Source organism: Rhizobacter fulvus (genome assembly GCF_964020785.1).
Window position 1 is genome coordinate 1262556 of sequence record NZ_OZ224516.1, and the last position, 18047, is coordinate 1280602.

The 18047-nt window shown below is 59.1% G+C and carries 12 protein-coding genes and 4 pseudogenes; 5 read left to right on the forward strand and 11 right to left on the reverse strand.

What is annotated here, in order from left to right; all coding sequences use genetic code 11:
- Positions 1-11 precede the first annotated feature (11 nt).
- Both ACWH49_RS06100 and ACWH49_RS06105 read right to left on the reverse strand, forming a co-directional pair.
- Positions 12-416, reverse strand: a complete 405-nt coding sequence (locus ACWH49_RS06100; protein ID WP_448170644.1) for a hypothetical protein — start codon at positions 414-416, stop codon at positions 12-14.
- A gap of 1376 nt (positions 417-1792) precedes the next feature.
- Positions 1793-3394 (reverse strand): esterase/lipase family protein, encoded by a 1602-nt coding sequence (locus ACWH49_RS06105; RefSeq protein WP_448170645.1) that lies wholly within the window; start codon positions 3392-3394, stop codon positions 1793-1795.
- Between the two features lie 607 nt (positions 3395-4001).
- On the opposite strand from ACWH49_RS06105, the gene ACWH49_RS06110 reads away from it, so the two are divergent.
- The 3 genes and pseudogenes from ACWH49_RS06110 (at position 4002) to ACWH49_RS06120 (ending at position 6111) form a co-directional block, all read left to right on the forward strand.
- Entirely contained in the window at positions 4002-4622 is a 621-nt protein-coding gene (locus tag ACWH49_RS06110) for a hypothetical protein (protein ID WP_448170646.1), read from the forward strand.
- Positions 4623-4658: 36 nt separating this feature from the next.
- A pseudogene (locus ACWH49_RS06115) lies at positions 4659-4907 on the forward strand (transposase); the annotation flags it as partial.
- A gap of 68 nt (positions 4908-4975) precedes the next feature.
- Positions 4976-6111 (forward strand): IS3 family transposase gene (locus ACWH49_RS06120; RefSeq protein ID WP_448170647.1). Its coding sequence is split into 2 segments (ribosomal slippage): positions 4976-5237 and positions 5237-6111, totalling 1137 coding nucleotides; the frame shifts between segments, so codons are not numbered across the junction.
- A gap of 1029 nt (positions 6112-7140) precedes the next feature.
- On the opposite strand, the gene ACWH49_RS06125 is transcribed toward ACWH49_RS06120, so the two are convergent.
- The 5 genes and pseudogenes from ACWH49_RS06125 to ACWH49_RS06145 form a co-directional block, all read right to left on the reverse strand.
- Positions 7141-8076: a hypothetical protein gene (locus tag ACWH49_RS06125; RefSeq protein WP_448170648.1), complete on the reverse strand. Its 936-nt coding sequence runs from the start codon at positions 8074-8076 to the stop codon at positions 7141-7143.
- Positions 8073-8363, reverse strand: coding sequence for a hypothetical protein (locus ACWH49_RS06130; RefSeq protein WP_448170649.1), 291 nt, complete (start codon positions 8361-8363; stop codon positions 8073-8075). The genes ACWH49_RS06125 and ACWH49_RS06130 overlap by 4 nt, the downstream gene beginning before the upstream one ends.
- 769 nt (positions 8364-9132) lie before the next feature.
- Positions 9133-9360 (reverse strand): annotated as a pseudogene (locus ACWH49_RS06135) ((R)-mandelonitrile lyase); the annotation flags it as partial.
- Between the two features lie 281 nt (positions 9361-9641).
- Positions 9642-10331, reverse strand: coding sequence for a hypothetical protein (locus tag ACWH49_RS06140; protein ID WP_448170650.1), 690 nt, complete (start codon positions 10329-10331; stop codon positions 9642-9644).
- Between the two features lie 129 nt (positions 10332-10460).
- Positions 10461-11318: pseudogene (locus ACWH49_RS06145) on the reverse strand (restriction endonuclease).
- Between the two features lie 904 nt (positions 11319-12222).
- Here ACWH49_RS06145 and ACWH49_RS06150 point away from each other — a divergent pair.
- Complete coding sequence (locus ACWH49_RS06150) at positions 12223-12984, forward strand: hypothetical protein (protein ID WP_448170651.1); 762 nt, start codon at positions 12223-12225, stop codon at positions 12982-12984.
- Between the two features lie 111 nt (positions 12985-13095).
- A pseudogene (locus tag ACWH49_RS06155) lies at positions 13096-13481 on the forward strand (alpha/beta hydrolase fold domain-containing protein); the annotation flags it as partial.
- 370 nt (positions 13482-13851) lie between these two features.
- Here the strand turns inward: ACWH49_RS06155 and ACWH49_RS06160 are convergent.
- From ACWH49_RS06160 to ACWH49_RS06175, 4 genes are all read right to left on the reverse strand, one after another.
- Entirely contained in the window at positions 13852-14073 is a 222-nt protein-coding gene (locus ACWH49_RS06160) for an IS66 family transposase (RefSeq protein ID WP_448170652.1), read from the reverse strand.
- Positions 14074-14400: 327 nt separating this feature from the next.
- Positions 14401-16371: a hypothetical protein gene (locus ACWH49_RS06165; RefSeq protein ID WP_448170653.1), complete on the reverse strand. Its 1971-nt coding sequence runs from the start codon at positions 16369-16371 to the stop codon at positions 14401-14403.
- A gap of 25 nt (positions 16372-16396) precedes the next feature.
- On the reverse strand, positions 16397-16774 hold the full coding sequence (locus ACWH49_RS06170; RefSeq protein ID WP_448170654.1) for a hypothetical protein: 378 nt from the start codon (positions 16772-16774) through the stop codon (positions 16397-16399).
- Between the two features lie 41 nt (positions 16775-16815).
- The gene (locus tag ACWH49_RS06175) at positions 16816-17718 is read right to left on the reverse strand and encodes a peptidoglycan-binding domain-containing protein (protein WP_448170655.1); all 903 of its coding nucleotides are present in this window, start codon (positions 17716-17718) and stop codon (positions 16816-16818) included.
- Positions 17719-18047: the final 329 nt, after the last annotated feature.

Here is an 18047-nt window from a genome sequence, read left to right on the forward strand (position 1 = left end):
CCGATGGTGCGCTATTTCCACTCCCACAGCTGGCCCCGGATGTTGCCTTGGGCATCGACTTCGTACTCGAAGACACCGGCGATGGTGTTCAGTTTCGACCAGGCTGGTGACGGGCTCTGGTAGCAGCACGCACCACGGTAGCTGATTGAGCCGTCCCTCTTCATCTTGCCGACGCCCTGGCCGGTCCAGGTGGCCGCCTCGCCACCCTTGCCCATTAGAACGCCCTGGCCGGAGCCGAACAGCGTGCCGTCGGGCCGGAGCGTCGCGACGTAGGTCGCGGTGTCGGTCGCGGCCACGCGGTACATCGACCCGGTGGCGTGAAACGACGTTTCCATCGTCGGTGCGCAGTTGACCGAGGCCAGCGCGCGCTGCGACGTGACCTTGCCGGTGTCTTCGCCTATGCATGCACCCAACATGGTGGTGCTGAACCCTAAGGCTTTAGATTAGGCACCGGAACTGCGCCACCCGTTGCTCCAGACGCCCTGGTCGAAGCGGGCGCGCTTCGCGCAGCTTCCCGAGCTGCTGCTACCGCACTGGCGGCCGATGCTGCTGCCGAGACGCTAGCGGAAGCTTTGCCGTCCGCCGCAGGGGGATCGCGAAATGCGTAAAGTCGATTTACGAAGACAGTGACGCTAGCGAGAAGCAAGGCAGCGACGAACAGTCCGACACGGGACCAGGATTCTCGGGACTCAGCGTTAATTGGAAACAGAGTCCCCTCGACGAATCGGTCCACCTTACTTACAACGTATCCCGACAAGAATGCGGACACAACGCTAGATATGGCCGCAAACTGTGTCCTCTCCTCGGGAGAAAACGGTGCAAATGCGATTCCAATGATCCATCCGCACAGCGCTCCGAGCATCGCCACTAGTCGATTTGCGCTCTTAGCGGTCGTGCTTTCCTTTGCGCCGTTCAGTACACCGGTTAGTTGCCACAACAGCACGGCGAAGAACAAGAAGGCCAGGGCACTGAATAGTACGGTGCCTGGATGAGGAGTGTTGAAGAGTGCCTGCAATGACTCGTGCATTAAAGACTCCTAGCTCAATGGGCTAAAGGCGACTTGGGCGAAATCGGTATGCGGGATTCCCACCCTTCAATCGGCCGGGCTGCCGAGACAGCGCAGCAGTCACCGGGCGTAAGTCACCCTCACGGTGGCCGTCCGAGCGCCTGCGTTTTCATTCGGCGCCTCGACCCAAAATTGATACGGCCGATTTGCTACCAACTCAAGCGTGCACGTAGCGGAGGCAGAAAGAATGCTGTCCGAAGTAGGGTTCCCGTACACCCTGGAAGTCTGGCAAGGCGCATCCATAGAGGATTCGTAGATCCTCAACTCCATCGAACCGCCGTTCGAAACATGAGCAGTCGCCTGCCCCGTCACAAAGGCGCGAAGTGACGTTGGCTGAGGGGGAAGCGATACGCTGGCAGTCGCAGTACGGCTACTCTCGGGAGGCGCTGGAATCGAGAGATGGACCACCGGTGCGGAGACGCGGTCGAGAATGCGCTCTTTTGTCTGATTTGGAAATGAGCTCCAAAGAGCAAATCCCAATGCCAGCAGCAGAGCTAGAGCAATGAGGGGCAGTCCCCACCATCGGACCTTGAGATAGTCATACAGCTGCCTGAGGACATCATCCACGGTCGTTGCCATAAGGTTCTCCCAGCTTCATCAAGTCGTTGCGCGCGTATCCACTGCCTTGCTCTGTACGAGGAAGGTGTATCCACCAGTGCCCTCCACAATGGATGCAGTGGAATCGTTTACCTTCCCCAAATCGACGCCATCCCTGCCCCTAACGTCTTAAGCGGACCCGTTCCACTCGCTTGCGATCAACCGAATCTTCCCTGCAATTCCAGGCGTCTGGGTCGTCTCAACGGGAATCAGCAGCTCGATCTTGTCCTTCTTCAGCTTAGACAGCGGCACCCGGTCCGTGGGTGGTCCGAAGTGCTTTGATTGCCAAGCGTACTCCACTAGCCAGTCCTGGTTCGCGTCTGTGGGGGGCACCATATTGATCAAAAGCGTGTCCTGAAACAGGTACCGACCTTCGAAATGCCCGTCGGCCCAGAAAACCTTCTTGATCTGATAGTCCGGAACTTTGACACCGAACGTCATCGCGTATGAGAGGCCAGGACGTGCTCGGTTGACGCGAGAGCGGTTGGCGAGGAATACGGTCGACATATACAAGCTCTTGTCTGCAGTCGGCCCAGTTCCCGTAAGCTGCTCGTGGGTTCGACACGCACACGAATCCTCTTCGCTGGTCCGCCTTGTCAAGTACCACCTCTTTCCACGCGGCGAGGCAAGGATCTCAAACTGGTAAAGCGCTTCGACTTGCTTCGCCTGATCCTTTAAGGCGTCCGGCAGGGTGACTGAATCGACGTCAAACCAGATGTCGACCCGAATATCGCCGAACAGAAAGCGCACAAGATTCTGGTACGCCTCCTCGGAATTGACGATCCCGAAGTAGCCTGAGTGCGATCGAAACGTGTAAGCCGTTGCTGCGGGTTGCGTCACTTTTGCGGTCTTGCCCTTCACACCCCACACAGAGGCGTTCTCCACTCGCACTAGACCGTCGCTCCCGTGGCCCGCAAAGGTGCGTGATAGACCCCTCCCCACTTCGTAGTCACCGCGATTTGTACCGACCATGCAGAAGAAGCGGTCGAGGGGGAACGCGGACTCTGGCATGAAATCGACGCGACCCTTTCGCTCGACGATTGTCTCCATGTCAAGATACTTGGCCATCTCATCGCGGTTGAAGGTGTTCAGTTCATTCAAAGTCAGCCAGCTTGGCACGTTGATCCCGCCAAGATCGATGCCGTTGTGCGGCGTGGCATACGTGAACACCTTATCGACGCAGCGGCGAGCAGTGTCCTCCCCCAGAGCCGCATTCTGCAAGAAGGCTCGAACTACCAAGCCACCCATGGAGTGCGCCACGAGGTAGCACCGAAACTCGCCCTTATCAAACCCCACTCCTTCATGCTGGCCTACTAGGTCGCGAATGCGGAGAATCAGGTCGTTAAGGCCTTTTGCGTAGTTGGCTACGTCACGAGCCTTTCCGTCGCCAAGAAGCGTTGAGCCCGTCTCGTAGTAGCGATAGATCACCACGGACTGCGCAGGTATACCGACTGTGTCCTTGCCTTGTTCATCAGGCGGTGGCTGCCAATCAGGATCTACTATGTCCAGGCCGTTTTGATAGACATGCCGGTACCCGAAGTCCGAGGAGAGCCGTACTACCGGTGACTCGAAAACGAACTTGCGTGCCGGAGCGTTCTTGTCAACTGTCGCCCGGTAGACGGTTGAACCGACGTTGAACCCACAAAACGGGTCGGCGGTGGTCTCGTCACGTTCACCTTCAGTCATGGCATAGCCACGTACATAGATAATCGGGTACATCCAGGGTGACATTGGTTCTCCTTCAATCGACCGGCGTCCGAGCGTCGAGTGCGCCGCGTCACTTCAGTAAGAGACGAGAGCGCTATTCACGTGAGGGCATTCGAGACTCGGCCGGTTCTTCGCTTGTGCGCACAAGCCCAAGTAACCCAAAGCCTGTAGGGCCTTCCCTGGAATCCTGACCTGTGGGCACCGCAGCCTACCTAGATTGGGCTGGAGTAGGTATCCCCAGTTCGCAGACCTATCTCGCAAGACAACGCGTAGCCCCACAAGCCTGTCGGCGGTTCAAAGGTCGCATCAAGAGCTGGCGAGGAAAGCGCGTGCGGCCATCGCGCGAAGTGCCTCGGCAGCTGTGTAACGGCTGCGCAACATGAAGGACCCGAACCGGAACACGAGAAGACCTGCCGTCGGCTCGCCTGCGGACGAGTGACCGGGTCTGCACTGCATTTAAGCCGGGCGTGAACCATTCAATAGAATGCACTACGTTCACTCACCGAAACTTCTGGCATTGAAACCATGATTGAAGAATCGAAGCTTTCCAGTGGCTTGACAGCATTCCTTGACATTCTCGGCTTTGGTGCTGAGATCATGAAAAACTACGAATGTTGATCAGCTCGAATCAATGCTGGAGAGCGTTTCGCTCATCCGAATAGCGTTTGATTACGCGTCTGAGGACGAGCACCTACTGGAAGTTCAGGAGTCGTGCGGGAAGTCCGTTCTCGCCTTTTCAGACTCAGTTATCGTCAACGTCCCACTCGGGTCGGAGATGACGGAGTCGGAGGGACACTTTGATGGCCTTATGAGCGAAGTGCACTCTATGGCCGTCGCTCAGGCCAAGTGTGTGGAGAGCGGGCTCTTCTTGCGCGGAGGCGTCGAGCTGGACTGGTGGTACCTCGACGGGTCAACTCTGGTTAGCAAAGCGTTGGCCTCCGCGTATGAACTGGAAGGCCTCTGCTGCGTACCCGTGATCGCGATAACCAAGAAAGTGTTGGAGTTTCTCGGCAAGTCTGAAGGAAGAGCGGCGTACTCGAAGAGCGCCGACCCCTTCCCTCGCTTGATTCGTCACTTCTCTGGCGAAGTAGGCGGAAAGAACTTGGACATCCGCTTTCTGGACTATCTCTCAGCGTTTGCGGGCGAAATCGACTGGACTCCTACTAAGTCGAACCGCGAAAAACTGTTGTCCATGCCCCCGGACGAGCGTGACGACGAGGTTCTGTTGTCTCCACACTTCCTTCCAACATGAAGTAGCAGGAGTCCGCCACCCAGGAGAATCGCGGACATGAGGAAGAGAAAATTCACAGAGGAAGAGATCATCGGGTTCCGCAAGCAGGCCGAGGCCGGCATGGCGGTGACCGAGATCTGCCGCAAGGGCGGGTTCTCGGACGCTACGTTTTACAAGTGGCGCGCCAAGTTTGGCGGCATGGAGGCGTCGGACGCGAAGCGGCTGCGCGAGCTGGAGTCGGAGAACGCCAAGCTCAAGAGCTTGCTGGCCGAGGCGCATCTGGACATGCACGCGCTCAAGAGCGTCTGACCTGCCCCCATCCAGCCATACCAACATGAAGTAGCAGGAGTCCGCCACCCAGGAGAATCGCGGACATGAGGAAGCGCAAATTCACAGAGGAACAGATCATCGGGTTCCTCAAGCAGGCCGAGGCCGGCATGGCGGTGACCGAGATCTGCCGCAAGGGCGGGTTCTCGGACGCTACGTTTTACAAGTGGCGCGCCAAGTTCGGCGGCATGGAGGCGTCGGACGCGAAGCGGCTGCGCGAGCTGGAGTCGGAGAACGCCAAGCTCAAGAGCTTGCTGGCCGAGGCGCATCTGGACATGCACGCGCTCAAGAGCGTCCTCGGTGTAAAGAGATAGCCCCACAGGTCAAGCGCGAAGCCATCGGACGATTGATCGCCGAGCATCAGATGTCAGAGCGGCACGCTTGCAGACTTGTGGGGCTAAGCCGTGACAGCTACCGGCACGCACCGGTGGCCAGTGCCCAGACTGCGGCGTTGAAGACCAGGATCGTGGAGATCGCGCACACACGCCGGCGCTTCGGATACCGGCGTGTGCACGACCTGCTGCGCCCGGAGTTCCCGGGCGTCAATCACAAACGGGTGTACCGGCTGTACACGGAGGCCAACCTGACAGTGCGCAAGCGCAAGAAGGTGCGCAGGACCCCCGCCGAGCGAACCCCATTGAACATCGCCACCAAGGTGAACGAGGTATGGAGCATGGACTTCGTTAGTGACAGCTTGGCCAATGGGCGGCGCCTGAAGTGCTTGACCGTGGCCGACGACTTCAGCCGCGAGGCTGTGGACATCGCAGTGGACTACGGCATCAGCGGCCAGTACGTGATCAGGCTGTTGGACCAAGCCGCTCGGTTCCGGGGGTACCCGGCTGCCGTCCGGACAGACAATGGGCCAGAGTTCACAAGCCGAGCCTTCATCAGCTGGGCGCAGAGCCACGGCATCCGACACATCCTGATCGAGCCGGGCCGACCCATGCAGAACGGCTACATCGAGAGCTTCAACGGGCGGTTCCGCGACGAGTGCTTGAACGAGCACTGGTTCCAGACACTGCACCAGGCGCGAAAAGAGATCGCAGCATGGCGCCTTGACTACAACGAGGTGCGGCCTCACGGAAGCATTGGTCGCGTGCCACCAGCGCGGTTCGCTGAGCAGCAACGCCGGCATGCCGGCGTTGCTGCTCAACAGCTCTCACCAGCCAACAACGAGATCTAGTAACCTTCAACCAGGACTCCTGCCGAAACATTGGTACGGCGGAAGGGGGCAGGTCAGCGCACTCCCCGTAGTCCGATGTCTGCGAAGTGAGAATCCGCGCTTCATCAGCCTCACTCTCGAGTGCAAAAGCCCCCTGCGACTGCGAGCATTCGGAGCCGTTGGGCCGTCACCGCCCTACGCTGAGGTCGTCTGCAGCTCCAACAGTCGAGCAGCGGCCTGCTTCTTTCCCATAGAACGCAGCGAAGCGACTGCTTCAAGGTGGCTTGCCCGAGGGCGCGCGCTCCCTGCCTCCCAGTTGTAGATTGATTGACCGGACGCACCCACTAGCAGGCCGCACTCGTGCGCTGAAAGCCCAAGCCGCTTACGCTGGATTGCGAGTCCCTTCGAACTGAATCGGAGCTTCCTCGAGGGTGTTTCCCCGTCGACGGGGGCTGCTACGGAAGAATTCTTTCTTGTGGCTCTCGCGATGCTCTTGAGCTCTTGCTCCAGCGCTTGGCACCGCCGTTTGAGCGCAGAGATCTCCGTCCGGTGGTGGACAGACGCCTTCTTCAAAGATTCAGTTTCAGCTCGAATCTCCTTGCGAGCGACGCGAGCGATCTCGGCTTTCAGAGCCGATGCGAGGTTTGCCATGGTGGATTTCCAGTGGACGCGTTTCCCGCCAGAATCGGCGGCATTACATTCTAGGGGGGCGTTTATGTCCGCGGCACGCGGGGTTTCGAGCACGCGGCGACGCGAAAGCGCCGGAGTCAGGCCGTAACCGATACCCTATTCCGACCGGGTCCAACGCGTCAAACATTCCGCGTAACGGCTCAGGAAAGGTAAGGATCGCCGCTACTGCATCGCGGTCGGCCGAGAGTACGCAACGCCGCTCGTCGACGTCGCTCAGAAGCAATGACTCCGAACCGAGAGTCCAGCAGAACAACTTTCCATTTCACGGGCCGGCTGGTCGAAGCGCCAGATCAGCAAATGATGTCCCGACCACAAAGCATACGTCGCGAGCGATGGCACTAAAGAGCCGCCTCCGACTCACTACGACTTGCTCCGGCTCGCAAACAGGACATACCCGCGACGCTTGTCAAGTTCGATGCGCCATCCGCTCTCTACAACGGGCGCGAAGTTCCTGGTCTTGCTTCGCACTTCGACCTCGCCACGCGAGAGCATCTCCAACACGACTCTCAGGTGCTTGATAGTGTCTGCGGCGCGCGCGCAGTTCATCCCTCCAGCCGCGCACAGAGCAACGGCGTCGAACCGCCGTTCAAGAGACGGCGTCTGTGACGAGAAGAACGCATGCAGCCACCGGCCGAAATCTGAGCGGATCGCCGCTCTTGCTTTCAAATCGATGACTGCGTTTCGCCGCATGTCGTAGACCTTGAACAGCGCCGCTGGCAGGACGACGGTCCACCGCCGCTCCCGACTGAGTCGATCCGGGAAGATCACTGTTGCAAAGAAGTTCACCAGATGGACTTTCTGATATTGCGTGTCCGAGCGGTCGGTGAAAGTCAGCTCGATTCGTTTGAGATCACGTGCGGTCTGCACAACGCGCTCGTATCCATCCGAATTTTTCGCCCAGCCAAGTGTCGACAGGAACTGCCCGGTTGTGAATGAGACGGCGACTCCGAGCTTCGGGTGTGGCGCCGTTCGGATGAGGCTGACTGCAAACAGCAACAGGTCAAGGTGATCTGCCGCTGGGCTCACGCCGTGTAGCGAGATAGTGAAGCTGCTGCTATCTGCCAGCACGGGCAGCGCGGCACCCAGGGAAGGACTTGCGAATGCGCCGGAGCGCAAAATCTGGTTGTTCATGACCGCGTTGCCACGTCCAATGAGCAACTTCCCTACGGTATAGGCATTCACTGACGAAGGACTCTCGAAGTCCACCGTCGGCTGCGGGCAAAGGTCTTTCGCTCCGCCGGCCAATGCGTTGGAGTTGCCTGCGTGGATGCGCTGCGGAGATGACGTTCTTTTCATGGTCGTTGCGACTGCACGTTCTTGAGTCTTACATCGGCGAGCAGCTTCCTGAGCTTGGCGGGACGCCCGTTCATGCCGGAGCCGACCTCGCTGACCGCCGCGGTGATGTGCCATCCCTTGGAGGGGGCGTACTGGCTCGAGCGAGCCAACTGGCGGTCGAGCTCGGCCGGCGGCACCGGCAGGGTTCCTTGATGGAACCACCGCCACGCCGTTCTGTACGACACGCCGTTGCTGGCGCCCCATGGCTTGAGCTCTATGACTGCCTCCCCTTGAGCATAGTTGTTCAAGGTATAGGCACCAGCTGTCCATCCTCGGGCTCCTCGGAACCAGGTCTGATATGTCGCCTTCGCGTCGTACCGTACAGAGGTGACTACCTCGGCATGGGGCTGCCACGTCTGCTAAACGACCACGATGCGAGCGATCGCAGCCGGAGACGGTTCGGCCTAGATCTCCCGTGTCCTCTTTCCTTGGGCGCGGGACAATTTCTTGCCCAATGGGCAAGATGCGATGGCACTTCGTGCGCCGGACTCGACTCCACACGACTTGGCACACAGGCGCCACTGGCGCCCTCATGGGAAGCAATCGCGGGCGCCGGAGGCGTCCGCTTTCCCCTCATTTCTTCTTTCTTCTTTCTACATCCCGTGGCCGGCGACGAAAATCGCGCTTTCCCCTTTCCTGACAACGAGTTAGCTTCGAATCCCGACATCTAAGCCAGGGAGCTTGAATCTACATAGCGGGGAGCTGGAATCTACAATTCGGGGAGCTGAAATCTATGAAACGGGGAGCTGGAATCTACCTTTTGGGGAGCCGGAATCTATGTATTCCTGCAGTCAAGCGCTGGTCAAAGCCGCCTGACCCCATCCGCTCGCGTCTGAGGCTGGCGCCACACGAAGGCTGTTTCTAACAAGTCACTTCCAGGCGTGCAGCATGGCGACAGGCGAGATCGCCCCAGCGACGGCCCAACCGCCCTTCCTCCACAGCTGCGTGCAAGCCCGTGCCGATGCTTGTGCAGCGAACTCCACTATCGACAGCCGACATTCGGGTTGTCCTGGCCGACTAATCGGTGACGAGCTCGCCGCCCTGATATTGCTCGTCGGTCACTGGCTCCTGCCAGTCGACGTTTCTGCCATCAATCATCTCGGTGATCGCGAGATGTGACATCGCGGTGGAGATTGAGGCGCCGTGCCAGTGGCGCTTGCGGCAAGGGCACCGAACGACATCACCGGCACGAATCTCGGTACGCGGGCCCCCTTCGCACTGTGTCCAGCCGAGTCCGGAGAGCACGAGCGCACGGCGCCCCACTCACGCTATCTGAACAACAGACGACGCACACGAGCGGACTTTCATACACGCACACCATCCGCGGTCTGTACCAACCGGCACCAACTCGCGCCTCCCTTGACCGTCGAACCTATGCGTCAATCTTCGTAAGTCTCCGGTCGCGCGTTGCATTATGTGGAGGATCTGATACTGCTTGCCCAGAATATCGTTGAAGTACTACATCGGCGCGTGTCCACACAGCTAGTTTTTGGAAGTCACAAGCCGCTGCGATTGGACGCCTCCTTTCACTCTAGGTGTTCGCTCGCGAAGCTCTGCACGAAAAGAAGCATCATCTTCACCTGATCCAGGGTGTACTCCGTGAATTCTCCGTGGGCAGCCTTGTTCCGTATGTGTGCCCAGGACGTGATCTGCTTCTGCACTAGCTTTGAGTAGGCCTCGGCCTTCGCCAGCTGAGAATTCATCGGTTCGATTGTCAGCGGTTTTCCGGAGTCACTCGACAGCGGCAACCCTGCACGCTCCGAGAGCTTTCTGAGTCCGTCCTCCAGCACGCTTCCAATGATGATCGCAGCCGCGTCCTTGTAGCCTTCATTCAACAGGTATTCCCCCATTTCGAGGAAGTCAGAAAAGACCTCGGCTTGAACAAGGGCCTTGAAGTCGGCTAGCAGGCCCTGCTTGATGTCGTGTTGGATTGCCCTGCACACGCCAAATGCTTGGGTGAAGTGCTCGTAGTAGTTGCTGTGAAGGTTGTAGAAGTTTCCGGTCTCCACTGCTTTGTTGTAGGCAGCGAAGTGCTGACTCCGTTCACCATAAAGCTTCCGGATCAACTGTCCGAGACGCGTAACCCACATTGCCACTTCGGCCAGTTCATCACCTTCAATTGAATTTGATGCGGTGGAGGCTTTTCGATGAAGACGCTGTCCGACCTGGACGAGGTCTTCCACTTCGGCGTTTATGCGAGCATCAATTTTCTGCATTTTCCAGGTCCACCCTTCAAAGTTGCTTGTCTGCTCGAATGCGATCAGGGGGAGCCCACCTACTCCCACACCTACTCCCCTGCCCATCAGCACTGTCGCCGTGGCGCTCTATCGCCGCGCTCTCAAGACCTAGTCCAAAGCACGTACTCCGCGACAGTTCGGAACGCCAGTACATCCCCAAAATGTTCCGCCGGCGTTTGCGCCGCGCGCTTGCGGCCCTGAGTGTCATTGCTCGAGAACATGCCGGGCACCGCGGTGCGTCTGACTTGCTCCGTCCAGGCTCAGCCCCCGCAGCGGTGCCTCCAGCGGGAGTCGCCTTTGACATCGACTCTTGAGCGCCGCTGATCAGGCCAAGTAGCTGGGGATGGTCAAGCATCGCAATATTGCGCCCCTTGGCGAACTCAAGCGCCTCAGCGGTGAACCTGCCAGAGGTCACTAAAATCCCCCCGCCGCACCCTCCGCCGCCATGGCGCCGTACAGCTCCCGAGTCACTTGAACGTTCACCTTGAACGCCTTCCAATGCTTGCACTGGACCAGGAATTTTTCGCCCCCTTTGTGCAGAACCAGGTCAACGCCTCCATCCGCGCGGCTGGCGCCGTTCTCTGTAACCCGGTAGCCTTGCTGTCGCAAGGCCTCGCACACCAGGATCTCGAACTCTCGCCATGTCATGTCGCCGAGCGCGTCCAGAGTCCTCGCTGCCTCCACGTTCGAAACCAACTGCTCTCGTTTGCGTCTAGCGAGCGCAGACCTAGCAGCGGCGGCGACACATACAAGCGGGAAGCCGTATTGGCCTGCATTCTCAAGCCCTGCCACCATCATCGTCACGACCATTTCGCCCGGAGGAACTCCAACAGCAACTGGCGGCGCAGCTAACGCGTGAAGTAAGAAGTAGCCGAGGACGCCCAACGTTAGACCGGCCCACCATAGGAGAATCGCGACGAGGTCCACCATCTCGTCCAGTCTGCTGGTCCTACGTCTGCTTGTCATCCTTCGTGGCCAGCCTTCAGTTGCATCGGGGTCCCTTACGAGAAGCGCCTCACTCAGCTGGCTCCGCCAAGGCAACAACACTTTGGATGGGTATCTCCGATGGATCGCAAAGACTGGTGCTCCCGTCCGTAGTCTGCTGATCCGCTGCCTGCCACGCCACAGCGTCCCCAAAGGTCAGGCTGCATCCGCTGCATCGATACAAGCCGCTGTATGTCATAGCTCCCTCAGCCCCCGATGGGTTAATCGAAGTTAGCTGGAAGCGCCGCACGCGCGGCATCGATACGGGGACTGTCTAGGCTCCATGCCAATACTGTACATGCATCCAGCCAGTCGGCCGCTTGATTGCTGTCCCATCAGTCTGCAGCCAAGTTCTCCACCGGAAAATCGGAGAACCAAAAGCGTGACGCGTCGAGCGGTGAGAAACTTGAACGGCAGAATGCCATGGATCGCAGACATCCAACTTCCCAATGATCGGAGATCGCCTTGCAAGAGATACGAGTCGAGGGAGAGGAAGATTTTGAGGCCGCTTTGCGGCTCATTTACGACCGAGCCAGGTCTTACCATGGTCCACACTTGGCCGTATTCATGGAGCTTGCGCGCCGCAGCGCACCTCGGAAGCCCGAGGGCAGCAATGAATTAGCGGTCAATCTCAAGTCTGCGAAGGCTCGCTTCGGCGATGCGCTGTCGCTCCTTATGAATTTGTCATTCCCGGCACATCGAGGCACCGAGGCCGCGGTTCGCGGAGAACTTGCGGAGCTCATGGGTCGCCAGATCCGAACACTAGTCGTCATTGACGGTGAAGAGCGCCACAAGCTAGCTGACCACCTTCCCCGCCGACACACCCAAAGTAAGCGAGAGCTGCAGAAGGCCTTGTCGAGGTTTTTGCCCACTGAGGACGAACTAAATGGCCAGTAAGAAGCTGGCAGCACCAATGCCCCCTCCCGCACTCAAACCCAAGATTCCGAAAAAGAAGTTGCCGGCGCCCACACCTCTCTTGGACGCGGTGGCGAGGCTACTTGACATCGCTACAAAGGCCCCCGCACCCCACCGGTTGCAAGCGTTAACTACCGACAAGCTTTATGAAATCTTGGTACTGACCAGGCTGCTGCGTCAGTTCCGGAAGTTTCACGTCAACAATTCGGTTGTTCACGTTCCGCCGGTCGGAGGCAAGGCTAACCTCGTCGTTTTCGCGCTCAATCCCGCTCGCGCTGATCGGAGCAAGTATTCTCATTTCGACCTCACGTCCTTCGGCGCGACGGTGGCGGAGGGATGGATCTCGGTCGAGGTCGAGACCTTGAGTTGGTCGAAAACGCTGGGCTCCGTGCCTGGAGCCTCTCCGCTCGGCGGTCATCATGAACTTGACGTTAGTGTTTTGCGACCCGGTTCTCCAGCATTTCCGGGCCATGACGACATCATGGCAGCAGTGACCTGCAAGAACACAGGAGGGGTCGCAAAGGCGCACGTTCGAGAAGCCATGGGACTGCGTCGGGAGACGGCCCTTCTAACGGAATTGCAAACCAGCGAAGCGCCCTTTCTTGTCGAACTGGTGCCCGCATTTCCTGCAAGCCCTCTGTTCCTAGTGTGCGCCGATGCGAAGGTGAAGGAGTTCAGGAAGCCCGTGGACGAACTCGGTGTATATGCGCGTCACATCCGTATGTTGGAGTAGAGGGGGTCCACGGGACCGACCCACTGCGATTCGCGATAGGCGCCGTGTTCTCGCACCCGGAACCGAGCGAGCATTCCAACTCCGAGTCTCTTGCCGCATAGGATCGGCAACGTGCGAGATCTGGTCACGGACTCCGGTGCGGCCGCTGTGTTCGTCAACTACACGCCCTCCCCCGAGTCCCGCTACCCAGTCGCCATCAACGAAGCGTATCTCGACCAAATGGGTGGCCGATAGCGACGCGAAGATCGACGTCGATGGCAAGCGACTGGCGGTAGCTGGCAACAGCGTAGGCGGAAACTATGGCCGCTGTCGTCGCATTGGTGGCAAAGGCAAAGAGGGCACCGCGCTTCGCGCAGGTTGTTTCCTGGCCGGTCACGAACGCAAGCTTCGACAACGGCTCGTACAACGAGCTCGCCAACGATCACCTCCTCGCTCGGACCATGATGAAGTGGTTCTGGGACGCATATACGACCGATCCAAAGCAGCGCCATGAAATTTAGACGTAAGCGGAAGGCGATACCATCTTGACGAACCCGTCGCCGTTGCACTGCTCGATGCCTAGCTTTGTCGTTCCCCGGAAGGCCGGTCCCTATGAGGTCGTGCGATCGCGTGCGGGGACGCCCCTCGTGACGAACAACTTCACCGGTCCGCGGAAGGTTCGTATCCCTTGTCCTTCGCAACACAAGGCCGAGGCGCCGCCCACCGGTTCAAGCTGTAGTCGATCGCCTTGGCCGTCGCCGATCCGTATGGCACACGCCGTCGTTGCGCTGTCAGTCACTGCTGCACCGCGTCCGCGATCGGCCTGGACCTGAGCTGCCTGATCTGTCGTCGCTCTTCTGAACTCAGCGGCTGGACCTCGCGCTCGATCTAATGCAGCTGTACGAAGAACTTCAAGGCATCCTCCCCCACCGCGCTCTTGTGGTTCGCCCACAGCTCATGGAACTTGCGCCGCGCATGCGCCAAGCAGCCTGCCTCGGTGATGCCCAGCTCGAACATCGCCTTGCAGCCGCTGAAGTCATCGCAGACCAGGGTTTCTAGCCACCCGATCCGCCAACGCGGCCTATCGGGTTCGTCACTCCACGGGGACAAGGAGAAGAAGAGTCAGGCACAAAGGCAAGACCTGATTCGGGATCAGCTATTTTTCCGTTTCCCCTTCACATATTCTTCCTTCGTAGTTCCATCGACCTGCACGATCCTGGCAGCTATCAATCGCGATTTGCCCCTTGAACCACACGGCCAAGACTACAAATCCGATCGCCACAATCGCGATCACCAACCAACGTTTACGAGGCATAGAATTTCCTCAGAAGCCGCTTGGGAGACCATTGGGCTTGAAGGGACCACAAACGACTTCACAAGCCATTTGAGAAGCGGCGCCTCCACTGCGCCCCGAGACATCGCTTGGAAGAGGGAAAGTTAAAAGAAGTCTTTGATTTTCAATGTAATGAAGAATGCGCCTCTCGGCTCTCCGCGAGCGCGCCCTTGGTTGGTCATGTAGCCTAGATTCAGTTCGACCGTGCTGACCAGCGCGATGCGTAGGCCTGCACCAACCCCTCGACGCATGCGCCCATCATCGAGACGGACGACGTCAGCCATGAGCAGCGGACTTATCGACAGCAGGTCGAGGTCATAGAGGATCTTTGTGAGCGCCTCCCTCGCCGGAGCTAATTCGATATCGGCCTTCTTCTGAGAGGCGGCAACGTCGATGGCAGCCACTTCGGCTCTTAGAGCACTGGCAAAAGCGTTGACTGCGGCCACGCTCTCGACCAACGTCGCACTTGATACGCGACTGTTCAATTCGTCGCCACACCGCGCATGCACCAAACCGAGTCGATCGTCCGCCTCTTCATCCCAGGGGCCTGGCGGCAATAGCGCGACGAGGAGTCCGAAGCGGGCTCCGCCCGTCTTGGCTTCAAGCGTCTCACGAGCGCGGCGGTCAGCCATATCGATTGCCCGTATGCAGCTTTTGACCAGGGCATCTGACCCGTCCGGCCAACTTGCCTGCTGAGCCAGCACAAATGTCTTCAGATCTTGTAGCGCGGCGCGTACGCTTGGCAGTGAAGCGACTGCCGCTCGGAAATGCGGATCGTCTGCGAAATAGGTGGACTGTCGTTGCGATGCAGCGCTGTTGAGCGCTCCGGTGAGCTTGGACCGGAATTCCTCGTTGCTCGAAATCTCGGTCGGAACGATCGGCTTGCGATACGCCGTCACGCCGACCGTCACGTTCAGCGCGGTAAACCGTGACGCGGTAGCCAACTCGCCATTTCCCACGCCCCGAAATAGCGGAGCGGATCGGGGAGAGCGCGCGTAGCCCGGCACAAAGAAATTCTCCCGCCCGCCCCCGACAAAACGAACACCGTCCGGTGCGCCGGCATCGCTTTGCAGCTTACCGGCACCCAGCCTCGCTTCAAGCGATACGCGCGACGCTCCGAGGGGAACAGCGGTGTCTACCGCCACGTCGACAATCTGCTTCGTCCATCGCGTACCGTTTGAGTCCGTCAGATCGCCACGCTCGACACCGTAAGCTGCCATCCATTTCGTGCGATCGACACGCCCCTCTGCTCCGGCGAACAGCTTTCCCGATCGGTACCTTGATCGGTGACCTATGTCGGGGGCTTTGCCGGTTCCACCTTCTGATTGATAGAACCCACTCTCAATGACACCACCGGCGTACATGGGAATTTCGGCCGCGCCCAGCGGCTGAGTCGCGATAGAGCCCCCCGCTGCGAATCGCTCCTGCCGCACGTCGACGCTTCGGAGTGGATCAAGCCGATCCAAGTAGTCGATGCGCCATTCGGCCTGAGCCAGGGGCGTTTTCTCCACGTTGAACGCACCATTCAGCGCGAACGCGACGAGGTGAGCGTCATCCGATTTTCGCGCCTCGAGCGAAAGCGATGTTCCATAAGGCAGCGATGTGAGGAGGCTCGCACCCGCCGACAAGTGCTCGGCGCGGTCGTACTCAACATTCCCGACAGCGTGCAGCGCCGTGCCTGACGCTCCTAGTTTCAGGCTAGGTGAGGTACGCAGCGCGAAAACATAGATGCTGATGTCAGCCGCACCGTCAGTACAGACCGTCCTGTCCTTGATGAAGCGAAAGTCGACCTGCGCATCAGCAGGGAGCTTTGCGAAACCGTAGGCGTCCAATTTCGCCAGCGAGGCCCTCACGGCGCTTACCGAGTATGGCTTCCCGCGCAGATCGGTCTCAAGCTCATTCTGGGCCGCGGCCCGCTCTGCGCTGGACCACGGCAAGACCGCAAGTTGTGCCTCGATGCGCACGTTGCGCACCACTGCGGCGTCGCATTCACGCTGACGCGGTTCATCCGCAGCAGCAGCAGCTCGCGCTGCGGCAGTCACGGCAAAAAGAGCGATTGCGCAGATGCGTTGCATCAAACACCGATCGGCACCAATACCCTCATTTCTTCTTCAGCGTCTTCTGGATGGTCTCCGCCGCATCAGCTTCATCGATTTCACCGTTCTTTGCCGCCAGCGCATCAGTCGCGGCGGGTCCCTCGGCATGTGCAGATTGCGCCGGCGTGAACCCGAGAGTGGCCGCCTTTTCGGCTTTGGCGTTAAGTGCAGCGTCGACTTCGACATCGAGACTGACAAGAAGATCGTTGTCGCTGTAGTCGACCTTGGGGTCGTCGCGCTCGTACAGCTTGAAATGGATCATCCATTCCACCGAATCTGTCTCAGTGGTCTTTTCGAGGCCGAACACGATGCGGCGTTTGCGATTCTTCGTGTTGATGACGATGTCCACCTTGATGTGGGTAATCTCGCGCGTGGTTGCCATCGTTCAGTTCCTTGTTAACGGTTTCAGGGTGTGAGGATGATTCAAGCCAGATCCGACGCTGGCATCACGGCAGTCATGAATCGGAAGCCACGATTCGCTGCGAAGCGCGGATCGCCTTTGATAAGGCCCATGAATTGCCTGTGTCCGCTACGTGTGCGACCAACCAGGCAACCGGCACTGGCTCTGCCTATGTCCTTTTCCGCGAGGTCATAGCCCCAGTGCTGATTGATGCCGAACATGCCTGTGAATACGGCATCGCCGTTCCTGTCGTAGTCCTCATTCAGGTCGCGGTGCACGTCAATGTCCTTGACCTGAACCAACGCTTCGTGTGCCGTTTCCGGTCTGTTGCGTGGGTGTTGACCTACGGACCAACTCTTGTACTGTCCGAAGGCGATGCGCGCGGCTCCGCGCGGGTCTTCCTTCTGAACCTCGGTGTAGAACCTGCCCGGCTCCGATGTTGCCGTCCAGCTGCCCGCAATCTGCGGTTCGCCATCACGGTCAACCTGCAGGACTGCGCGAAGGTCGTTGAAGAGGTTCGGTGCGTTACCGTTGACGGCGCCGTCCGGGCTGAGACCCTCCACGTAGACGATGTTGACACACTCGGGATGACGCGTGATCCACCAGCCCTTGCGAAGCATCGCGGCGGCAATTCGACCTGCGAGAGTGTCAGCTGTCCTCAGAGGCAAAATAGAGATGACGCTAGGTGCAATTAGCGCCCTTGCTGCGGCACTGTCGAGCGTAGCCTTGCCTGGCATCCCGATGATGCTCAAGAATTCGTCGATGGCCCATTGCGATATCGGACCAAACTCGCCGTCCGCCGGCGGTTCAAGCAGCCCGGCGACGGTCAATCGCAGCTGTACCTGCATGGCAAGCGACCTGTCGCCGCCGATGGCAGCGAGGCTGACTGCTGCAGCGCTGCCGTCGGCTATGTGCTCGAGAAGCATTTCGCAGACCCTAATCTGGAATGTCGCAGATGTTAGGCGGACGCGACTCTCGGCAAGTCCTTCTTTCTAGGGGTCTTGGGTGCAGAGATACGGACTCGTGAGCAGTTCGAGGCTCGCGTGGGGCCGACGCGACCAGTCGTCTAGAACGGACGACGGACGCCTCGCGGCACCACGAGGATTTGCTGCGGTCCCCCTGCGTGGCATGGCGTCTAGATGGCCCAGTGCACGTGGGCGGCAATCGACAGATACTGCCGACCGCGGTAAATGTTGCGGGAGCCTAGCGGCAACGTTATCGTCGGTGCTGAAGCCGGCGACGCGGGCCGAGAGTT

Bases quoted from the DNA above. Each gene is read 5' to 3' on its own strand.
- ACWH49_RS06140 (WP_448170650.1), bottom strand. From the start codon at position 10,331: ATGCAGAAAATTGATGCTCGCATAAACGCCGAAGTGGAAGACCTCGTC.
- ACWH49_RS06150 (WP_448170651.1), top strand. From the start codon at position 12,223: ATGGCCAGTAAGAAGCTGGCAGCACCAATGCCCCCTCCCGCACTCAAA.
- ACWH49_RS06125 (WP_448170648.1), bottom strand. From the start codon at position 8,076: ATGAAAAGAACGTCATCTCCGCAGCGCATCCACGCAGGCAACTCCAAC.
- ACWH49_RS06100 (WP_448170644.1), bottom strand. From the start codon at position 416: ATGTTGGGTGCATGCATAGGCGAAGACACCGGCAAGGTCACGTCGCAG.
- ACWH49_RS06175 (WP_448170655.1), bottom strand. From the start codon at position 17,718: ATGCTTCTCGAGCACATAGCCGACGGCAGCGCTGCAGCAGTCAGCCTC.
- ACWH49_RS06110 (WP_448170646.1), top strand. From the start codon at position 4,002: ATGCTGGAGAGCGTTTCGCTCATCCGAATAGCGTTTGATTACGCGTCT.
- ACWH49_RS06105 (WP_448170645.1), bottom strand. From the start codon at position 3,394: ATGTCACCCTGGATGTACCCGATTATCTATGTACGTGGCTATGCCATG.
- ACWH49_RS06170 (WP_448170654.1), bottom strand. From the start codon at position 16,774: ATGGCAACCACGCGCGAGATTACCCACATCAAGGTGGACATCGTCATC.
- ACWH49_RS06165 (WP_448170653.1), bottom strand. From the start codon at position 16,371: ATGCAACGCATCTGCGCAATCGCTCTTTTTGCCGTGACTGCCGCAGCG.